This window comes from Candidatus Omnitrophota bacterium, assembly GCA_018830005.1.
Classification (GTDB): Bacteria; Omnitrophota; Gorgyraeia; order JAHJTE01; family JAHJTE01; genus JAHJTE01.
The window spans coordinates 138581-158047 of the sequence record JAHJTE010000002.1 but is presented as its reverse complement, the minus strand read 5'-3'; the positions used below and the strand labels follow the sequence as shown (position 1 = coordinate 158047).

Annotated in this window: 15 protein-coding genes; all 15 read left to right on the top strand. The window is 40.0% G+C overall.

Features of this window, described 5'->3' with window-relative positions:
* The first annotated feature begins 8 nt into the window (after nt 1-8).
* Nucleotides 9-1991: an excinuclease ABC subunit UvrB gene (gene uvrB, locus KJ593_05380; GenBank protein ID MBU2541315.1), complete on the top strand. Its 1983-nt coding sequence runs from the start codon at nt 9-11 to the stop codon at nt 1989-1991.
* The gene (locus tag KJ593_05375; protein MBU2541314.1) at nt 1981-2751 is read left to right on the top strand and encodes a type III pantothenate kinase; all 771 of its coding nucleotides are present in this window, start codon (nt 1981-1983) and stop codon (nt 2749-2751) included. The genes uvrB and KJ593_05375 overlap by 11 nt, the downstream gene beginning before the upstream one ends.
* Before the next feature lie 180 nt (nt 2752-2931).
* Nucleotides 2932-3222, top strand: a complete 291-nt coding sequence (groES, locus tag KJ593_05370; protein ID MBU2541313.1) for a co-chaperone GroES — start codon at nt 2932-2934, stop codon at nt 3220-3222.
* Between the two features lie 30 nt (nt 3223-3252).
* Nucleotides 3253-4899, top strand: a complete 1647-nt coding sequence (gene groL, locus KJ593_05365) for a chaperonin GroEL (GenBank protein MBU2541312.1) — start codon at nt 3253-3255, stop codon at nt 4897-4899.
* Nucleotides 4900-5122: 223 nt separating this feature from the next.
* Nucleotides 5123-6283, top strand: coding sequence for a GuaB3 family IMP dehydrogenase-related protein (locus KJ593_05360; protein MBU2541311.1), 1161 nt, complete (start codon nt 5123-5125; stop codon nt 6281-6283).
* Between the two features lie 12 nt (nt 6284-6295).
* Nucleotides 6296-7837 carry a glutamine-hydrolyzing GMP synthase gene (gene guaA, locus KJ593_05355; protein MBU2541310.1) on the top strand — a complete coding sequence of 514 codons (1542 nt, stop codon included), beginning with the start codon at nt 6296-6298 and terminating at the stop codon, nt 7835-7837.
* A gap of 145 nt (nt 7838-7982) precedes the next feature.
* Nucleotides 7983-11435, top strand: a complete 3453-nt coding sequence (locus KJ593_05350; protein MBU2541309.1) for a DNA polymerase III subunit alpha — start codon at nt 7983-7985, stop codon at nt 11433-11435.
* A gap of 149 nt (nt 11436-11584) precedes the next feature.
* A complete protein-coding gene (locus KJ593_05345; GenBank protein ID MBU2541308.1) occupies nt 11585-11857 on the top strand; it encodes an integration host factor subunit beta in 273 nt (90 codons plus the stop codon).
* 136 nt (nt 11858-11993) lie between these two features.
* Nucleotides 11994-13265: a histidine--tRNA ligase gene (gene hisS, locus KJ593_05340; GenBank protein ID MBU2541307.1), complete on the top strand. Its 1272-nt coding sequence runs from the start codon at nt 11994-11996 to the stop codon at nt 13263-13265.
* Nucleotides 13266-13279: 14 nt separating this feature from the next.
* Entirely contained in the window at nt 13280-14668 is a 1389-nt protein-coding gene (gene aspS, locus KJ593_05335) for an aspartate--tRNA ligase (protein MBU2541306.1), read from the top strand.
* Nucleotides 14669-14703: 35 nt separating this feature from the next.
* Nucleotides 14704-15243: a LysM peptidoglycan-binding domain-containing protein gene (locus KJ593_05330; GenBank protein ID MBU2541305.1), complete on the top strand. Its 540-nt coding sequence runs from the start codon at nt 14704-14706 to the stop codon at nt 15241-15243.
* Nucleotides 15244-15268: 25 nt separating this feature from the next.
* On the top strand, nt 15269-16210 hold the full coding sequence (locus KJ593_05325) for a PhoH family protein (protein ID MBU2541304.1): 942 nt from the start codon (nt 15269-15271) through the stop codon (nt 16208-16210).
* Nucleotides 16188-18317 carry an HDIG domain-containing protein gene (locus KJ593_05320; protein MBU2541303.1) on the top strand — a complete coding sequence of 710 codons (2130 nt, stop codon included), beginning with the start codon at nt 16188-16190 and terminating at the stop codon, nt 18315-18317. Before KJ593_05325 ends, KJ593_05320 begins: the two co-directional genes overlap by 23 nt.
* Nucleotides 18232-18684: an rRNA maturation RNase YbeY gene (ybeY, locus tag KJ593_05315; protein MBU2541302.1), complete on the top strand. Its 453-nt coding sequence runs from the start codon at nt 18232-18234 to the stop codon at nt 18682-18684. Before KJ593_05320 ends, ybeY begins: the two co-directional genes overlap by 86 nt.
* Before the next feature lie 20 nt (nt 18685-18704).
* A complete protein-coding gene (gene recO / locus KJ593_05310) occupies nt 18705-19454 on the top strand; it encodes a DNA repair protein RecO (GenBank protein MBU2541301.1) in 750 nt (249 codons plus the stop codon).
* Nucleotides 19455-19467 lie beyond the last annotated feature (13 nt).

The window sequence follows — 19467 nt, the reverse complement described above, 5'->3', positions numbered from 1 at the left end:
TCTAACCCATGGATAAATTCAAATTAGTTTCTGATTTTAAGCCTTGTGGTGACCAACCCCAGGCTATTAACTCTCTGTTTAAAGAAATATCCGCAGGCGCTGATTCCTTGGTTTTATTAGGAGTAACCGGAAGCGGTAAAACATTTACCTTAGCCAATCTGATTGAGAAGATCAATCGACCAGCATTGGTTATTTCTCATAATAAGACATTGGCTGCTCAGCTTTATACTGAATTCAAGGGGTTTTTTCCGCAAAATTCAGTAGGGTATTTTGTCAGTTACTATGATTACTATCAACCAGAGGCCTATATTCCAGCTACTGATACCTATATAGAGAAGGATGCCTCAATCAATGAGCGCTTAGATCGCCTGCGTCTTTCAGCTACGAGCTCTCTAATGGCCAGACGCGATTGCTTGATAGTAGCATCGGTTTCATGTATTTATAATATAGGCTCACCCAGGGAATATCAGGATTCAACTTTGATGTTTAAAGTCGGTCAGAACCTGGATAGAACGCAAATTATGCAGGATTTAGTAAGTTTGCAATATGAACGTAGTGATTTTGATTTTAGACCAGGAAAATTCAGGATTAGAGGCCAGCATTTGGATATATTTGCGCCTTATTTGCAGGATGCCTACAGATTAGAATTAGGCACAGATGAGATTCTTTCTATTTCAACATTCCAAGTGCTTAATTCCAAGGTGATTTCTACACTGGATAAGATATCACTATACCCTGCAAAACATTTTATGGTAGGTGAAAACCAAATAGAGTCTGCCTTGATTTCTATAGATAAAGAATTAGAGGAAAGACTCAAAGGTTTAAAAAAAGAAGGCAGGATTCTAGAGGCACATCGGTTGGCAACCCGCACTAAATATGATATGGAGATGTTAAAGGAAGTTGGGTATTGTCATGGAATTGAAAATTACTCCCGGCATTTATCGGGAAGGCCTGCTGGCAGCAGACCATATTGTCTGGTGGATTATTTTCCTAAGGATTTTCTTCTTATTATTGATGAATCACATGTTGCCGTTCCTCAGATTAGAGGTATGTATGAAGGCGATAAAGCAAGAAAACAAACCCTTGTTGAATATGGATTTCGTTTGCCTTCCTGTTTGGATAACCGACCTTTGAAGTTTGAAGAATTTTTATCCTTAATCAATCAGACAGTTTATGTATCGGCAACGCCATCTAACTTTGAGATTGAAAGAAGTAAGTCTAAAATAGTTGAGCAGATTATAAGGCCCACCGGGCTCGTTGATCCGGAGATTATCCTGAGAGAGACTAGGGGTCAGGTGGATGATTTGATAAAGGAGATAGGTTTAAGGGCCAAAAGATCAGAGCGTGTATTGATTACAACACTTACGAAACGAATGGCAGAAGATCTTTCAACCTATCTTAAAGAAGAAGGCATAAATGTTACTTATTTACATTCTGAAATCAACACAATTAGTCGTAGCCAGATTTTAAGGGACTTAAGAAAGAAAAAGTTTGATTGCCTTGTGGGAATAAATCTCCTGCGTGAAGGCCTGGATTTACCAGAGGTATCCTTAGTAGCAATACTTGATGCAGACAAGGAAGGTTTCCTGCGTTCTGAGACTTCTTTGATTCAGACTGCAGGCAGGGCAGCGCGTAATATCAACGGAACTGTTATTATGTATGCAGATAGAATTACCGGGTCAATGAAGGCCGCAATTTCAGAATGCAATCGCAGAAGGAAAAAACAGATAGAATTTAATCGTCGCAATAAGATAACGCCGCGCGGAATAAAAAAGGCGATTTCAGAGGGCATTGAGAAGGAATATGAAGCAGGGGAATTGGTCAGAGAGCAGACAGATCTAACTCCGCATGAATTTGAAAGGGAGATAATAATAGCTGAACTTGAACATGATATGGAACTGGCAGCACGTAATTTGCAGTTTGAAAGTGCTGCTCAGATTCGCGATAAACTTCTTAGCTTAAGAAAGGAGAAGGTTAAAATTGAAAAATAGAAAATCTCTGATAATAGCTATAGACGTAGGCAATACCAATATTAGTATTGGTCTATTTAGAAAATCTGTATTAAAATCTAAAATTAGTATTGCAACCAGATCAAGCCGGCCTGTTTTAAGAAGACATCTTATGCGTCTTAAGCATTTAGGGGCGCATCCAGATGCAATAATAATATGTAGCGTTGTGCCGGATATGAATAAGGTGTTGAGCTTCGAGTTAAGGAAAATCCTTAAAGTTAAACCTGTATTTTGCGGCGAAGATTTAATTGTCCCAATAAAAAATTTATATAAACACCCCGAGTCTGTTGGTCAGGATAGATTAGTTACTGCTTATGCTGCCGCAAGGTTCTATGGTCAGCCACTCATAATCTTGGACTTTGGAACAGCTGTTACTATTGAAGCTGTTTCTAAAGGCCGCGCCTATCTTGGCGGCATAATCACACCCGGTCTAAAGATAAGTCTTGAGGCACTTTCGCAAAAAACAGCATTACTTCCAAGTTTAAGCTTAAGCAAAAAGCCAGCTAAACTGCCTTTGATAGGAAGAACAACGAGCCAGAGTATATATAGCGGATTGTTCTTTGGTTTTTCATGCATGATTAAGGAGCTGATTAAAGAGGTGAAGAAAAAAATCGGCAAAAATGCTAAGGTAGCTGCAACTGGCGGTGACATAAAGATCATTCGTAGATTCCTGGCTGGAAGCATAGATATTGTAGATGAAGACCTAACCTTGAAAGCCCTTAATTTGTTAGCTCAGATATAATCTTGCGCTTAACCCTTGGTTTTTAAAAAAACTCTTGACAAAATTTTACTTTAATGTAGAATACCTTTCTTAGCACTCTTAAAAATCGAGTGCTAAAAAAACAAATAGATTCCAAGAGGCACGAAACTTAACGTATCAGAAGAAGTTACATAATTTAACTTAAAGGAAGGAGGTTGTTGTATGAATATTCAGCCATTAGGAGATCGTGTAGTTGTTAAATCATTAGAGGCTGAAACTAAAACAAAAGGCGGCATTGTTCTACCAGATACCGCAAAAGAGAAGCCTCAAGAAGGTAAAGTAGTTGCAGTAGGAAAAGGAAAGATTGGCAAAGAAGGGACTCTTCAAAAATTAGAGGTTAAAGTTGGCGATAAGGTCCTTTATGGAAAATATTCCGGAACAGAAGTTACTACCAAAGATGGCCAAGAGCTTCTTATCATGCGAGAAGAGGATATATTTGCGATTCTAAAATAAGAGAGAATTATTCAAGAAGGAGGAAAGACAATGGCAAAGCAGTTAGCATTTGGCGAGGAAGCAAGGCATGCTATTATGCGCGGCGTGGAGAAGCTTGCTTCGACCGTCAAGGTAACTTTGGGTCCTAAGGGAAGGAATGTAGTTCTAGATAAGAAATTCGGCTCTCCCACAATTACCAAAGACGGCGTAACAGTAGCAAAAGAGATAGATCTGGAAGATCCATATGAAAATATGGGTGCTCAGATGGTTAAAGAGGTTGCTGAAAAAACCTCTGATATTGCTGGTGATGGTACTACCACAGCAACAATTTTAGCAGAATCAATTTACAAGGAAGGCTTAAGGAACGTTACTGCTGGCGCAAATCCAATGGCCTTAAAGCGCGGAATCGAAAAGGCAGTAGAAAAGGTTGTTGCTGGATTAAAGGGTTTATCTACAGAATTAAGCGAGAAGAAAGAGGTGGCTCAGGTTGGATTTATTGCATCAAACTGTGATAAGCTTATCGGTGATTTAATTGCTGATGCAATGGATAAGGTAGGCACAGACGGCGTAATTACAGTTGAGGAGGCAAAATCCTTGGCTACAACAATGGATTTAGTTGAAGGTATGCAGTTTGATCAGGGTTATCTTTCTCCTTATTTTGTTACTGATTCCGAACGCATGGAGTGTGTACTTGATAATCCGCTTATTTTAATTTACGAAAAGAAGATTTCAAGCCTTAAAGATATACTACCGCTATTAGAACAGGTGGCAAAGGGCGGCAAACCTCTGATTATTATTGCTGAGGATATTGAGGGTGAGGCATTGGCTACTTTGGTAGTCAATAAGATCAGAGGAACATTAGTCACTGCTGCAGTTAAGGCTCCTGGTTATGGTGATAGACGTAAGGAAATGCTGGAAGATATCGCCATACTTACTGGCGGAAAAGCAATAACTGAAGATTTAGGAATAAAGTTAGAGAATATCGGTTTAGATGATCTAGGCCGCGCCAAGAGAATAAAGATTGATAAAGAGAATACTACGATAGTTGAAGGCGCAGGAAAGACAGCTGACCTTAATGCTAGAATCTCTCAAATAAAGAAGCAGGTGGAATTAAGCGACTCAGATTATGACCGCGAGAAATTACAGGAGCGTTTAGCAAAATTAGCTGGTGGCGTTGCTGTAATTAACGTGGGAGCAGCTACTGAAACTGAAATGAAGGAAAAGAAGGCACGCGTAGAAGATGCCTTGCATGCAACTCGCGCAGCAAAAGAAGAAGGAATAGTCCCGGGTGGCGGAGTGGCTTTACTACGTACCATAGATTCCTTGAATGAATTAAAGCTGAAAGGCGATGAGCAGATTGGTGTAGGTATTGTAAAACGTGCGCTGGAAGAACCTGCAAGACAACTTGCGAAGAATGCCGGTTTAGAAGGTTCTGTTGTGGTTCAAAAGATCAAAGAATTAAAGGGGAATGTAGGCTACGACGTCAATGACGATAAATACACTGACATGATAAAGGCGGGAATAATTGATCCTACCAAGGTTACTCGTTCTGCGCTACAGAATGCTGCAAGTATTGCAGCACTAATGCTTACAACCGAGGCCTTAGTTGTAGATAAACCTGAGACGGATAAGGCTGGCCCGGCAATGCCTCCAGGTGGTATGGGTGGTATGGGCGGCATGGGTGGAGGAATGTATTAATAAGCTAATTTGCGCATTCTCTCACAAGAAAAAACAGATAGGCAGGATAGAGTGGTTTGTCCTGCCTATTTTTTTAAATTTTATGACTCTAGCACCCTAATCAAATCTATTTTTTAAATTGACATTGTTATTAAGATTAGATAGAATGTTAATTCATCAAGAAAGCCTATATTTATAACTAAAAACACAGCTGATTACCTGTGTTAAAAATGGAGCTTTTAACATGGCAGAATGGGTTGGCATAGGAAGGCGAGCAAGACGTTGTTATGGTTTTGATGAGGTTGCGCTTGTCCCGGGAAATGTGACTGTGAATCCTCTTGAGGTAGATACCAGTTTTAAGTTGGGAGATAAATCATTCAAGGTACCGATAATTGCTGCAGCAATGGATGGGGTGGTTGATGTCCGTTTTGCTGTAACAATGGGAAAATTAGGAGGTCTTGCAGTCTTAAACCTCGAAGGCATACAGACTCGCTACGAGAAGCCAGCCCTTGTTTTAAGAAAAATAGCCAAGGCTGGAAACGAAGAGGCAACTAGATTAGTACAGTCAATTTATAAAGAGCCGATTAAAGAAAAGTTGGTTGCCAAAAGAATAGGTCAGATAAAAGAAGAGAAGGTTTCTGTGATTGTAAGTTGTACTCCCCAGAATGCTAAGCGTTTTGGAGAGATTGCCTCCTCAGCCGGAGTTGATTTTTTTGTAATTCAGTCTACGGTTACCACAGCGAAACATATTTCGAAGGCATACAAGTCTTTAGATATAAAGAAGTTTGTAGAAGGCATGAAGGTGCCGGTTTTAGTCGGCAACTGTGTTACCCATGAGGTTACGTTAGATTTACTTTCTACTGGTGTTGCTGGTGTACTTGTTGGCATTGGTCCTGGAGCAGCCTGTACTACGCGCGGCGTTCTTGGTATTGGCGTGCCTCAGGTTACAGCTACAATTGATGCAGCTGCTGCCAGGGATTACTATTATAAACGTTCAGGCAGATACGTTCCTATAATATGTGACGGTGGTATGCATACGGGTGGGGATATATGCAAGGCGTTTGCCTCTGGTTCGGATGCAGTAATGATTGGTTCTTCCTTTGCCAGGGCAAAAGAGGCTCCCGGAGGCGGTTTTCATTGGGGTATGGCAACCAGTCATGTTAACCTTCCTCGCGGTACGCGTATTAATGTCAAGACAGTAGGAACCTTAGAAGAGATTCTTTTCGGGCCGGCTAAAGTCGATGACGGCTCACAGAATTTGATGGGTGCCTTAGCAACTTCAATGGGCTCTCTTGGCGTGTCAACAATTCGCCAGATGCACGATGTAGAAATAATTATTGCCCCTTCTATTCAGACCGAGGGAAAAATCTTTCAGGCTGTACAACGAGTAGGAATGGGCAAATAATTCACTTCCTTAATGTCTCGCGAAACTATCCTAATATTAGACTTTGGTTCTCAGTATACTCAGTTGATAGCAAGGCGCATCCGTGAACTAAAGGCCTACAGTCAGATTGTTCCATTTTCCATTAGTCCAAGTCGCATTCGCGCACTCAAACCCAAAGGCATAATTCTCTCTGGTGGTCCGGCAAGCGTTTATGATCGCAATGCCCCCTTACCTCATAAAGGCATCTTTAATCTTGGCATTCCTATCTTAGGGATTTGTTACGGAATGCAATTAATGGCTTATTTATTGGGTGGAGAGGTAGGGCGTAGTGGGAGGCGCGAATACGGGAAGGCAAATCTTCTTATAAAAAGCAGGGGTGATTTATTTAAGTCTTTGCCAAAGAAGATTTCCTGCTGGATGAGCCACGGAGATTGTCTAAAGAAAGCGCCTGTAAACTTTAGTGCGATTGCCCATAGTAGGAATAGTACTTTTGCCAGTATTGCCAATGCTAAAAAAAGGATTTATGGCGTTCAGTTTCATCCTGAGGTTGTCCATACTCCTTTGGGTAATAATATATTAGCTAATTTTTTATTTAAAATTTGTAAATGTAAAGGCACTTGGCAGATAGAGTCGTTTGTTAAAGAGACAATTTCCAATATCAGAAACAAGGTTGGTAAGGGTGAGGTTATCTGTGGGCTCTCAGGCGGGGTTGATTCTTCTGTATTGGCTATACTTTTACATAAGGCCTGTTCTAGACAGTCAAAGTGTATTTTTGTTGATAATGGTCTCCTGAGAAAAGATGAAGCAAAAAGGCTAAAAGAGACATTCGCGGATAACCTTAATCTGGACATTGATTTTGTAGACGCCAGAAAACGTTTCTTAAGCAAGCTGAGGAGGGTTACTGACCCAGAGAAGAAACGCATAATTATCGGACGCGAATTTATAAACGTATTTAAAGAAGAGGCGCGTAAATTTAAGGATGCAAAATTTCTCGCACAAGGCACGCTTTATCCAGACGTTATAGAGTCAGTCTCAAGCACTGGATCTCCCAGTGCCAAAATAAAAAGCCATCACAATGTGGGAGGCCTGCCTAAGAATTTAAAGCTAAAACTTATAGAGCCTTTAAGAGAATTATTCAAGGATGAGGTGAGGCAGATTGCACACGTATTAGAATTACCTGGCTCGATAGCTAATCGACATCCGTTTCCTGGACCAGGGCTTGCTGTGCGTATAATCGGAGAGGTAACTGAGGCGCGCTTGGAGATTCTAAGAGAGGTTGATGCGATTGTTATTGAAGAGATAAAAAAGGCTGGTAAATACGATGCTATCTGGCAGGCATTTGCAGTTTTGTTACCGATAAAAACAGTGGGAGTCATGGGTGATAAACGCTCTTATGAGAATGTGGTTGCAATCCGGGCTGTTACGAGCCGAGATGGTATGACAGCTGACTGGGCAAGGCTACCTAGAGGCCTTTTAGAAATAATCTCTAATCGAGTTATCAATGAAATAAGAGGCGTCAATCGTGTAGTCTATGACATAAGTTCAAAGCCGCCGGCAACTATTGAATGGGAATAATAGTATTTAAAGATTTTTGCGCCGACTGCAATGCGCGAATAATAGATTTAATCTCAGGGTTTAAAAATTAATACCTACCTAGTTTTAAATCTGGTATAATAAGAGCACATCCAAATTTCCTTAATCCATTTTTATTCAAGGTATCATGCCGCATTCTGATTTTGTCCATCTTCATTTGCATACCCAATACAGCCTTCTAGACGGCGCCTGCCGAATTAAAGAGATAGTAAAGCTTGCCCAACAATTTAGGATGCCGGCCTTAACTATTACTGATCACGGTAATATGTTTGGGGCAATTGATTTTTATCTTGCGGCAATGAAGGCAGGTATAAAGCCAATAATTGGTTCTGAGGTCTACGTTGCCCCAAAAAGTAGATTTGAGAAATCTTCCTCAGGTATTTCTGAAAGCTCTTACCATCTTATCCTATTAGCTAAGGATGAAATGGGCTATAAGAATCTTATGAAATTGACTTCCATCGGCTATCTGGAAGGTTTCTATTATCGGCCACGCATTGACAAAGAGTCATTGAGTAAGTATCAGGAAGGTTTAATCGGTTTAAGTGCCTGCCTAAAGGGAGAGATCTCATCTTTGATTGCTGCCTCCAGAATGAATGATGCATTTAAGGTTGCTGATGAATATTATCAGATTCTTGGAAAAGGCAATTTTTATTTAGAGATTCAAGAAAATGGAATCCCAGAGCAAACCAAGGTCAATGAAGGATTATTAAAGATCTCCAAAGAGCTAAATATCCCCTTGGTAGCTACAAATGATGTGCATTATCTTCTAAAAGAACATGCCGCAGCGCATGAGGCGCTACTGTGCATACAAACACAGTCAATGCTTTCAGACCCGAATCGAATGAGATTTCAGACAGATGAGTTTTATTTTAAAAGCCCCCAGGAGATGAAAGAGCGTTTTAGTTATGCGCCCGAGGCTATTTCAAATACTATTGCCATAACTGAAAAATGCAATCTAGAACTAGATTTTTCCAAGACGCATTTGCCTAATTTTAATGTGCCGGGAGGAATTTCTAAAGAAGATTACTTACGCAATCTATGCAAGGAAGGCCTAAAAAAGAGATATCAGGAGGTCACGCCTGCAATAAAAGCAAGGCTTGAGCATGAATTGGATATTATAAAGGAGACCGGATTTACGAGTTATTTCCTTATTGTCTGGGATTTTATCCATTATGCGAAAGAACATGATATCCCCGTAGGGCCGGGCAGGGGTTCTGCTGCGGGAAGCTTGGTGAGTTTTCTTCTGAGTATAACGGATATTGATCCTTTAAAGTACAGCTTGATTTTTGAGCGCTTTTTGAATCCGCAGCGTTTAAGCCTGCCGGATATTGACATAGATTTTTGTTATGAAAGAAGAGGCGAGGTAATTGACTACGTCACAGCCAAATACAGCAGTCAAAATGTCGCCCAGATCATTACCTTTGGAACAATGCAGGCACGCGCAGTTATTCGTGATGTAGGCAGGGTTATGGGTATACCTTATGCAGATGTAGATAGAATTGCAAAATTAATCCCCCATGATCCTAATATCCATCTCGCAGAAGCAGTTAAATCAGAATCAGAATTGGCCAATCTCTATAAGACTGATGCACAGATCAGGAGACTTATTGACACTGCCAGGGTTTTAGAAGGCCTGACGCGGCATGCCTCGACACATGCTGCCGGAGTTGTTATCTCAGATAAGCCATTAAATGAATATGTACCTCTTTTTCAGGCAGAGGGCCAGCTGACTACAGGTTATTCAATGAATGCCGTAGCAAAAATCGGTCTGCTTAAAATGGATTTTTTGGGTTTAAGGACCCTTACTGTAATTGAACAGGCCGTAAAGATTATAAAGAAGCGTCATAATATAGATATTAAAATCCATGAGATACCCTTGGATGATAAAAGGACTTTTGATTTGCTTTCGGCTGCAAAGAGTATTGGAATTTTCCAGCTTGAAAGTTCAGGCATGCGTGATCTCTTAAGGCGTTCGCAGCCTACTCGTTTTGAAGATTTGATTGCCTTGCTTGCCCTATATCGTCCTGGTCCTATAGGTAGTGGTATGCTTGATGATTATATCACCCGAAAACGTAGCAAGCTGCATATTCACTATGAGCATTCTAAATTGGAGCCGATATTAGAAGAGACCTATGGAATAATAGTATATCAAGAACAGGTTATGCGCATAGCAAGTGAATTAGCAGGTTTTTCACTCTCTCAAGCTGATATGTTGCGTCGGGCAATGAGTAAGAAGATACCTGAGGTTATGGAGGAACAACGTAGAGTATTTGCCGATGGCTGTGCTAAGAACAAGATTGATAAAGCAATTGCACGCAGGATATTTGATTTGATTGATTATTTTTCTGGTTACGGATTTAACCGGAGTCATTCTGCCGCCTATGCCCTTATTTCATATCGCACCGCATATCTAAAGGCCAACTATCCTGTTGAATTCATGTGTGCGCTTCTTTCAAGCGAAAAAGACAATACTGATAAAATCGTGGAGTATGTCAAACAAGCGCAGGTACTCAAGATAAAGATTTCTACGCCTAATATTAATGAAAGTTTTGCTGATTTTACTGTAGAAGATGATAGAACTATACGCTTTGGACTTCTGGCCGTAAAAAATGTAGGAAGAGGTGCCATAGATTCCGTATTAGAGGCAAGAAAAAAAGACGGTAAGTTTATGTCTTTGTTTGACCTTTGTCAGCGCGTTGATTCGAGATTAGTGAATAAGAAGGTGCTGGAGAGCTTAATTAAGTGTGGGGCATTAGATTGTTTTGGGGCACATCGGGCGCAGCTGATGACGGTCTTGCTAAAGGCTATCGAGATTGGTTCAAGGGTTCAGAAGGAACGCAATTGCCCCCAGCTATCTTTCTTTGAAACTGACAAGAGCTCTTTTGATATAATTCTTAAAGACAGCCAGGAATTACCAAAGATTAATGAATGGCCTAAGACTCAAGTCTTGACTTTTGAAAAGGAGGTTTTAGGATTTTATGTTACAGGGCACCCTTTAGCAAAGTACGAGAGGGATATATCCAGGCTAGCCATTTGTTCTATAGCTAAGCTAGCTAGCCGCGCTGACTCCGAAGATGTTGTCATTGTTGGACTAATAAATAAGATCCGCCATTTAACGACTCGTAAGAAACAAGAAAAGATGGCAGTTTTAAAGATTGAAGACCTGGAGGGCTCTGTAGAGGTTATAGTCTTTCCTAGAGTGTTTAAAGAATATGAACGTTATTTGCAGGGTCACTCTGTGGTTTTTGTTTCAGGTCGGCTTAATCTAAAGGAAGAGAGCCCCAAGATAATTGCTAATTACGTCTTTCCGCTTGAAGAGGTTTATAAGCTGGTTGCAAACGTTAAAATAAGGATAGAACACTCAAATGCCAATATTATCAGGAGTTTGAAAGAAAAATTAGCGCAATTTCCAGGAAATACGCCTGTTGACTTGGATATAACCGATGCTCATAAGCAGCATGTACAGATACGAGTAGGTAAGGAGTTGTATGTGCGTCCTGCCAAAGAACTTATAGCAGAATTAGAAGGGTTGAGTAACAATCTTAATCTCAGTCTGTCCTTAGAGCATCATCACGCCTAGAATTCTCATATTGATTCCAAGTTAGATCTGCTAGAAAGTAGATTTAACTTGACATCGTAACATTTTGGTGGTACTGTATTTATGTTAAATAAGGACATAATTTAGGATTAGATGTTCTTGTTCGTGCAAATGACCTTGGAGGTGCGAGTATGACCAAGAAAGACATAGTGCTGAAGATTGCAGATCAGACTAATGTAAGACAGGTGGTAGTAAAAAAGATAGTCCAGAAGACATTTGATTCAATTGTGGATGCCTTGGTCAGAGGCGAGAAGGTAGAACTGCGCAATTTCGGTGTCTTTAAAATAAAAGAAAGAAAAAGTAGGACAGGAAGAAATCCCCGCACTGGTGAGGTTGTGCCAGTTCCCCCGCGCAAAGTAGTAGTCTTCAAGCCGGGATTAGAGATGAAAAAGAAAGTTAGATAATTGATAAGACCCTTCCTTAAAAGGAATGGGAAGGTCTATCCTTTGTGGATAAGACTACTTCCAAACTTAACCTCATGTTCAATTCTTAATCACAAATTCCAGCTTAATTTGTAGCCCCAAATCTTTCTAATTAGCTATGATTTATAAAGCCCCGCGTGGCACAAATGATATCTTAGGTTCAGATATTCAGTTTTTATATAATATTTATGAGAAAAGTCGTGAAATATTCTCTCTTTTTGCTTTTGAGGAAATCATTACCCCTGCCTTTGAAGATTCAGGTCTTTTTGTCCGTTCCTTGGGTGAGGCAAGTGATATCGTAACAAAACAGATGCTAAATATTAAAACTAGCCAAAGGCCTCTAACATTAAGGCCAGAGGGTACGGCATCGATTATCCGTGCATATCTGGAGCATCACCTGGACAGAAAAGAAGGATTTAAGAAGATTTTTTATATTGGGCCAATGTTTCGGGGAGAACGGCCTCAAAAGGGACGCTTGCGGCAATTCACCCATATTGGTGCTGAGGCTATTGGTTCTTATAGTCCTGCGCTTGATGCAGAGATCATAGTTTTAATGACAAGACTCTTAAACAGCTTTGGTGTTTGTGATTATGTCCTTAATCTAAATAGCGTTGGCTGTGCAAAAGACAAAGAAAAGCTAAAAGCCATCTTGAATAAAAAACTGCAATCCAAGGCCTCTAGGCTTTGCAAAGATTGCCAGGCGAGGCTAAAAAAGAATATATTGCGGATTCTTGATTGCAAAAAGGAAACTTGTAAACAAATCGTTTCTGAGATTACATTGGATAGTGACTTTCGCTGTTCGGATTGTGCTCGTCATTTTAAGATGGTGAAAGGTTTTCTTAATCAGCTTAAAGTGAAGTTTAACGAGGTAGCGACTCTTGTGCGTGGCCTTGATTATTATACCGGCACTGTTTTTGAAGTTACTAATTCTAATCTAGGCAGTCAGGATGCCTTAGGTGCTGGAGGTAGATATGATAATTTGGTGGCACAGCTGGGTGGTTCGGATATGGGTGCAGTTGGTTTTGCTCTTGGTTTTGAACGAATTGCCCTTTGCCTTAATAGCCAAGCAAAGACTTCGCCAGGAGTAGGCAAGAGGGGGCCGGATGTTTTTCTGGCCTTGACCAAAGAGACATTTTTACCTGCGGGGCTGTCGCTTCTGAATGATTTACGTGCTGCTGGAATAAGTGCAGATATAGACTATTGCAATAAATCGCTTAAAGCTCAAATGCGCAGAGCCAATAACATCAAGGCAAGAATCGTACTTATGTTGGGTGAGGAAGAAATTAAAACTAATAAGATTACTCTGAAGGACATGGAAACAGGAAGCCAGAATACATATCCTAAGGATGAGGTTATATCTAAGTTGGGAGAGTTGCTTAAAAAGGATTAAGCCAAAGATAGGTTATGAAAAGAACTCATACATGCGGGCAGTTAAGAAAGCAAGACGTTGATAAAGAGGCTACTTTGATTGGCTGGGTCTATCGCCGGCGTGACCACGGAAAATTAATCTTTTTAGATATCCGTGACCGCGAAGGCTGGACTCAAGTCGTGTTCCATCCTAAGGATTTTCCCGAAGCACACGCCCAGGCTAGTAAAGTACGTAGCGAATTCTTAATCTGCGTAAGGGGATTGGTAAATGCCAGGCCAAAGGGCATGATAAACCCCAAGATTCCTACTGGTGAAGTCGAACTTTATGCTAAAGAAATGCAGATCTTAAATGTCTCGGCAGGTTTGCCTTTTGAGGTTGATTCTGAAACTCCTGTCTCTGAGGAGCTGCGCTTGAAATATCGCTATCTTGATTTAAGGCGGCCTGAAGTTCTGCATGTTTTTAAGCTGCGGCATCGTATAAATCATTCGATTCGCTGTTTTCTTGATGAGTCTGGATTTTTAGAATTTGAGACACCGATTTTAACCAAGTCTACCCCTGAGGGAGCCAGAGACTACCTGGTCCCTTCAAGATTATTGCCCTCTAAATTTTTTGCACTTCCGCAATCACCTCAACTTTTCAAACAGTTGTTAATGGTAGCTGGCGTTGAAAGATACTTTCAGATTGCCAAATGTTTTCGTGACGAGGACTTGCGTGCAGACCGCCAACCCGAATTTACTCAACTTGATATGGAGATGTCTTTTCTAGGGCAGGAGGATATATTCAATATTTGCGAGAGTCTCCTGCAGAAAATCTTTAAGGATTGCCTGAATCTAGAGCTGAAGATTCCTTTTGCGCGTATTAGTTATAAGCAGGCCCAGGATAAATATGCAACTGATAAACCTAAGATTGGTGAAGATAAGTTTAATTTTATCTGGGTAATTGATTTTCCTTTGTTCAAGTATAATGAAGAGGAAAAAAGGTGGGAAAGCGAACATCATCCTTTTACCGCACCAGTAGAAGAAGATATTCAGTTTTTGGAGACTGAACCTAAAAAGGTAAGGGCACAATCCTATGATTTGGTTCTAAATGGCGCAGAGATTGCCAGTGGTTCTATCAGAATCCATAAGCGCCAACTCCAGGAAAGGATTTTTAAGCTTATCGGCATTTCGGATAAACAGGCGAAAGAACGCTTTGGTTTCTTGCTGGAGGCCTTTAATTTTGGCGCACCAGCCCATGCTGGTATTGCCTTTGGTTTAGATAGATTAATAGCGATAATTTTAGGAAAAGATTCCATAAGAGATGTGATTGCATTTCCTAAGACGCAGAGTGGTTTTTGTCCTTTAACAGGAGCCCCCACTGATGTGGACCAAAGACAGTTGAAGGAATTAGGTATAGATTTAAGGAATCCGCAAGATAAGAGATAAACAATTCTCTAAAAATATCAAAGGAGGGTGTTAAGATGAAAAGGAATGATGCAGTTTTAGCTGTTGTTCTTACTTTTTGCTTCTTGTTTCTTGCTAGTCTGCTTTCAGGTTGTATTGTGCGCACCTACACAGTGACTAAGGAGAGAGTAGACCAGGAAGTAGCTGGAAACGAAGGTTATATTCAGGGTAATATTCCAGCAAAAGATGTAAGTAAAGACATAAAGAAAACGCGTAAAGTCAATGTCGTGGAGATTGAATTGCAGTCACCAATAAAATTTGAGAGAGGTCTGCCTAAGCCAAAGACTGAAACTACACAAGATGAAGAATTATGGGGAAATCAGGGATATGTGAGCGGTTCCGAGGGATCAGAAGAGACAACCCGCATTAGGCAACGCGTTAAGGAGGTTGGGGAAGTTGTTTTATATATGATAGAGAAAGGGGATACGCTGCAGAAGATCTCAATGCGCTTTTTTAATACCACCAAGAAATTCCAAAAGATCTGCCAAGATAATAAAGATAAATTAAAGAGCTGTGAGAAGATTTATCCTGGACAGGTCATCAAGATTATTAAATAGAGCGATGTTAAGAAAGATCGTCTAGATGGAATATGTAATTAAATTAAAAAATCAAGATGACTTGCGTCAGTTATTTGGTTCTTGTGACGTTAACTTAAAGCTTATTGAGAAAGAACTTGAGGTCAATCTCTTAACTCGAAAAGAAGGCCTTAAAGTCATAGGTGCAGCTGTTGCTGTAAAGAAGGCAACAGAGGTAATTACTTACTTACTTTCAATCATTGAGAAAAGAGGCGTTATCAGTAAGCTTGAGGTAAATACTGTTTTAAAGAATGGCGCTAAGAATGATATACGTCAAGAGGAGGGAATTGAGGTTTCTTTAAAGGGCAAGCATATCGGACCCAAGACCAGTGGTCAGTATGCTTATGTTAAGACAATAAAAGAATATGATATTGTTTTTGGTATAGGTCCAGCAGGAACAGGAAAGACCTATCTAGCAATGGCCATGGCAGTAAATGCCCTCAAGAAAGGTATAGTGCGCAGGATTATTCTTACTAGACCGGCTATAGAGGCAGGCGAGAGTTTAGGCTTTTTGCCGGGGGATATGAATCAGAAGGTTTCACCTTACCTGCGACCGCTTTATGATGCGCTTTATGATATGATGGATGCTGAGCGTATTGAAAAATTAATAGAGATGGGAATTATCGAAGTAGCACCTTTAGCTTATATGCGCGGCCGTACATTCAACGACGCCTTTATTATACTTGATGAAGCGCAGAATTGTACTACTGAGCAGATGAAGATGTTCCTGACGCGTTTGGGTTTTGATTCAAAGACGGTTATTACAGGTGATATTACCCAGAGCGATCTTCCGGAAGGTAGGCCTACAGGTCTCCTGCAGGCCAAGGATTTATTGGCTGATATCAAAGGAATAAAATTCGTAAATTTTACTGGCGAAGATGTTGTGCGACATGAATTAGTGCTTGAGATAATAAAGGCTTATGAAAATGCACGCCCCAACTTTAAATAAAGAAAAACTCATACATTGGTTGTCTAGAGGTCTATTGCTTATTATTCTTTGTTCTCTGCCGATTGTTATGATTATAATGAGCAAGACAGGTCTTGTCGGTCAACTTTCTGAAGGTGATGTTGCCCTAAAAGACATCTATGCCCCGCTAGATTTTACCTACCAAGGGCCTATTGATGAGGAGGAAACTCAAAAGGCAAGGGTTAATGCAACAAGAAAGATATCGGAAATTTATAACCTTAAGCAGCTTGCCTTGGACGAAGGCCTATTTAGAAATTTAGCAAAAAGGATAAGATTAAAGGCGCCAAATATAAGCCAGATTTATTCTCGCACTTTTAACAACAATTATTTTCTTAAGGCAGAGGATAAGAAGCGGTTTTCAGAAGCTGAGGCAGAGGAGATAACTGTATTTGATTCCCGCAAGAAAACTTCTAAAAATATACCCATAACAGAAATTAAGACCGTTAAAGATGCCCGCAAACAAATTGAGAAAGAATTAGGTAAGGAGTTTAAAAGCAAAAAAGACAAGGATATTGTTTTAGACCTTATAACAGCTTCATTAGTTCCTAATATTATCTTTGATGCCGAGCAGACTGCAAAGAAAAAAGCTGAGGCCAAGGACGCAGTAGCGCCTATTTATAAACAGGTAAACGTGAAAGATAACGAACTGATCATTAGTAAAGGTCAGATCTTAACCCAAGGTATCCTTAAAAAACTGAATGCCTCCCACACCTCTCGGCCGCAGCAAGAATTGATTTCCTTTAATCTAGGCATGAGTATTTTGATGATTATGTTTATTATTATAAGTGCTGCCTTCTTAAAAATTTATTACCCCAAGGTTTACTCTTCAAATAAGGAATTGACGTTACTGGCCGTATTATTCTTATCAGCTATAATTTTAGGAAAATTTGTTGAACTTTCTCCTTATAGTAGTTTTATAGTTCCGGTCGCAGCTTTTTCTATGGCCTATTTTATGCTTACCAATGATGCTGCGATGTCCTTTGTGCTAGCCGCCTTGCTTTCTATGGTTCTGGGTATAAGTTTTAGTAATAATATCGGCCTGCTTATTATATTCTTTATAGGTAGTATCGCAGGCGTTACTGCGGTTTCAAAGGTGCGTAGACGCAATCAAATATTACAGGCCGGACTTTTGGTCGGCAGTGTACAGTTTATCAGTATTTTGGCCTGGGGATTATTTAATAATTTAGAATATGCGGTAATTTTAGAACAGGCAGGCTGGGGTGTTATAGGCGGTATCTTAAGTGCAGTTATCTTGATGGTTATTTTACCGCTCTTAGAAGGTCTCTTCAGCCTGATTACAAACATCACGCTTTTGGAGCTTTCTGATTTTAATCAGCCCTTACTTAAAGATATGGTATTAAAGGCTCCTGGTACGTATCATCATAGTCTACTGGTAGGAAACTTAAGCGAAACTGCTGCTGAGGCAATAGGGGCGAATTCACTCCTTGCCCGCGTTGGTGCCTATTTCCATGATGTCGGCAAGATTGATAAGGCAGAATATTTTAGCGAAAACCAGAGTCAGCCGGAAAGTAAGCATGATGTACTCAATCCTTCTATGAGTAAATTGGTAATCATAAACCATGTAAAAGAAGGTCAGGAGATAGCACGCAAATATAAATTAAAGAAACCGATAATAAATTTTATTGCCCAGCACCATGGCACGAGTTTGGTCTATTATTTTTATCGTAGGGCCTTAGAGGATCTCAAGAAAGAAGACGATATAAAAGAAGATGTATTTCGTTACCCCGGACCCAAGCCTCAGAATAAGGAGACTGCGATATGTCTTTTGGCTGATTCAGTGGAGGCGGCAACACGCTCTATCGAAGAGCCGACCTCTCCTAAGATAGAGGATGCTGTACATAAGGTTATCAATAATAAATTTATTGACGGTCAGCTCGATGAATGCGATTTAACACTTAAGGATTTAGAAAAGATAGCCAAGGTGTTTACCCATATCCTGACTGGTATATATCATAGCCGAGTAGTATATCCTGAAAAGAAAAATGGTTCTGTCTATAAAGAATCACCAAAACAAGCTTCCAGTAGTAAAGGGAACAGTAAGGCAGATAGCAAAAAAAATTCTCTCTAAATTTAGCATTTCACGCTACCGGATCTGTATAGCTTTTTTGGATGATGAAAATATTAAGCGGCTTAACAAGCGATTTTTAGGCAGCGATTTTCCCACCGATGTATTAGCATTTCCTTATAAAGGCTCAAAGGAAAAATCAGGTAGTGTTCTTTGGGCTGATATTGCGATATCAACAGATACAGCGATCAAAAATAGTCGTTATTTTAAAACCTCGGTTAATCAAGAGCTCTGTCTCTATATAATTCATGGAATTTTACACATTTTAGGCTTTGATGATAATACTGCCTCGCAAAGACAGCGTATGGAAAAAGAACAGCAGCACTGGCTTAAGAAGCTTAAACCAGAAATAAAATATCTACTCAAGTAAGATCCCTCAAAGACAAAGTCATGTCTATCTACAAAACCCAGGCCTTCCTCATAAAAAAAGACGATTTTCGTGAGACAAGCCTCATAGCACGCTTTTTTAGCCAGGACTATGGAAAGATAAGCTGTCTGTTTAAGGGCATACGAGGTGAGCCGAAAAAGTTTGCAAGCAACTTAGAGCCTTTTTCTCTAAATGAGATAATCTTTTATAAGAATAATAGAGGTGAGCTTAATTTGGCAAGTCAATGCGATTGTATTGAAAATTATTCTAAGATTCGTGAAGATATAAATAAGGTCTATATCTGTTCGTTTATGCTTGATTTGATTGATTCTCTTATGCAGCAGGAAGAAGTAAGCATTCCCTTGTTTACATTGCTTAATGATTGTCTTAGGCTTATGTCCCAAGGCCAAGATCATCATAAGCTTCTATTTATATTTACGATTAAGATTCTTTCCTTAAGCGGGTTCAAACCGCATTTTGACTCTTGTGTTAGTTGCACAAGCCATATTGATTACACAAAAAAGACATACTTTAGTTCATCGCGCGGCGGACTTTTATGTGAAAAATGCCTAGAAAAGGATAGGGCATCCAGGTTAATTTACAGGGGTACGATTGCCTCTATCACTTATATCCAAAATAACGAAATTGATAATAATTTACGTTTAGGTTTGAATACTTTGATAAAGAAAGAACTTTCAACGCTACTTAATAAGTTTTTAAAATATCATCTCGAAAAAGAGTTAAAGTCTTCTTCCTACATCAGTATGTCATAAGGAGGGGGTAGAT

Excerpts from the sequence above, each read along its gene's own strand:
- recO (MBU2541301.1), top strand. The coding sequence starts at position 18,705 with ATGTCTATCTACAAAACCCAGGCCTTCCTCATAAAAAAAGACGATTTT.
- groL (MBU2541312.1), top strand. The coding sequence starts at position 3,253 with ATGGCAAAGCAGTTAGCATTTGGCGAGGAAGCAAGGCATGCTATTATG.
- aspS (MBU2541306.1), top strand. The coding sequence starts at position 13,280 with ATGAAAAGAACTCATACATGCGGGCAGTTAAGAAAGCAAGACGTTGAT.
- KJ593_05350 (MBU2541309.1), top strand. The coding sequence starts at position 7,983 with ATGCCGCATTCTGATTTTGTCCATCTTCATTTGCATACCCAATACAGC.
- KJ593_05330 (MBU2541305.1), top strand. The coding sequence starts at position 14,704 with ATGAAAAGGAATGATGCAGTTTTAGCTGTTGTTCTTACTTTTTGCTTC.
- ybeY (MBU2541302.1), top strand. The coding sequence starts at position 18,232 with ATGGTTCTGTCTATAAAGAATCACCAAAACAAGCTTCCAGTAGTAAAG.
- KJ593_05345 (MBU2541308.1), top strand. The coding sequence starts at position 11,585 with ATGACCAAGAAAGACATAGTGCTGAAGATTGCAGATCAGACTAATGTA.
- KJ593_05360 (MBU2541311.1), top strand. The coding sequence starts at position 5,123 with ATGGCAGAATGGGTTGGCATAGGAAGGCGAGCAAGACGTTGTTATGGT.
- uvrB (MBU2541315.1), top strand. The coding sequence starts at position 9 with ATGGATAAATTCAAATTAGTTTCTGATTTTAAGCCTTGTGGTGACCAA.
- groES (MBU2541313.1), top strand. The coding sequence starts at position 2,932 with ATGAATATTCAGCCATTAGGAGATCGTGTAGTTGTTAAATCATTAGAG.
- guaA (MBU2541310.1), top strand. The coding sequence starts at position 6,296 with ATGTCTCGCGAAACTATCCTAATATTAGACTTTGGTTCTCAGTATACT.
- hisS (MBU2541307.1), top strand. The coding sequence starts at position 11,994 with ATGATTTATAAAGCCCCGCGTGGCACAAATGATATCTTAGGTTCAGAT.
- KJ593_05320 (MBU2541303.1), top strand. The coding sequence starts at position 16,188 with ATGCACGCCCCAACTTTAAATAAAGAAAAACTCATACATTGGTTGTCT.
- KJ593_05325 (MBU2541304.1), top strand. The coding sequence starts at position 15,269 with ATGGAATATGTAATTAAATTAAAAAATCAAGATGACTTGCGTCAGTTA.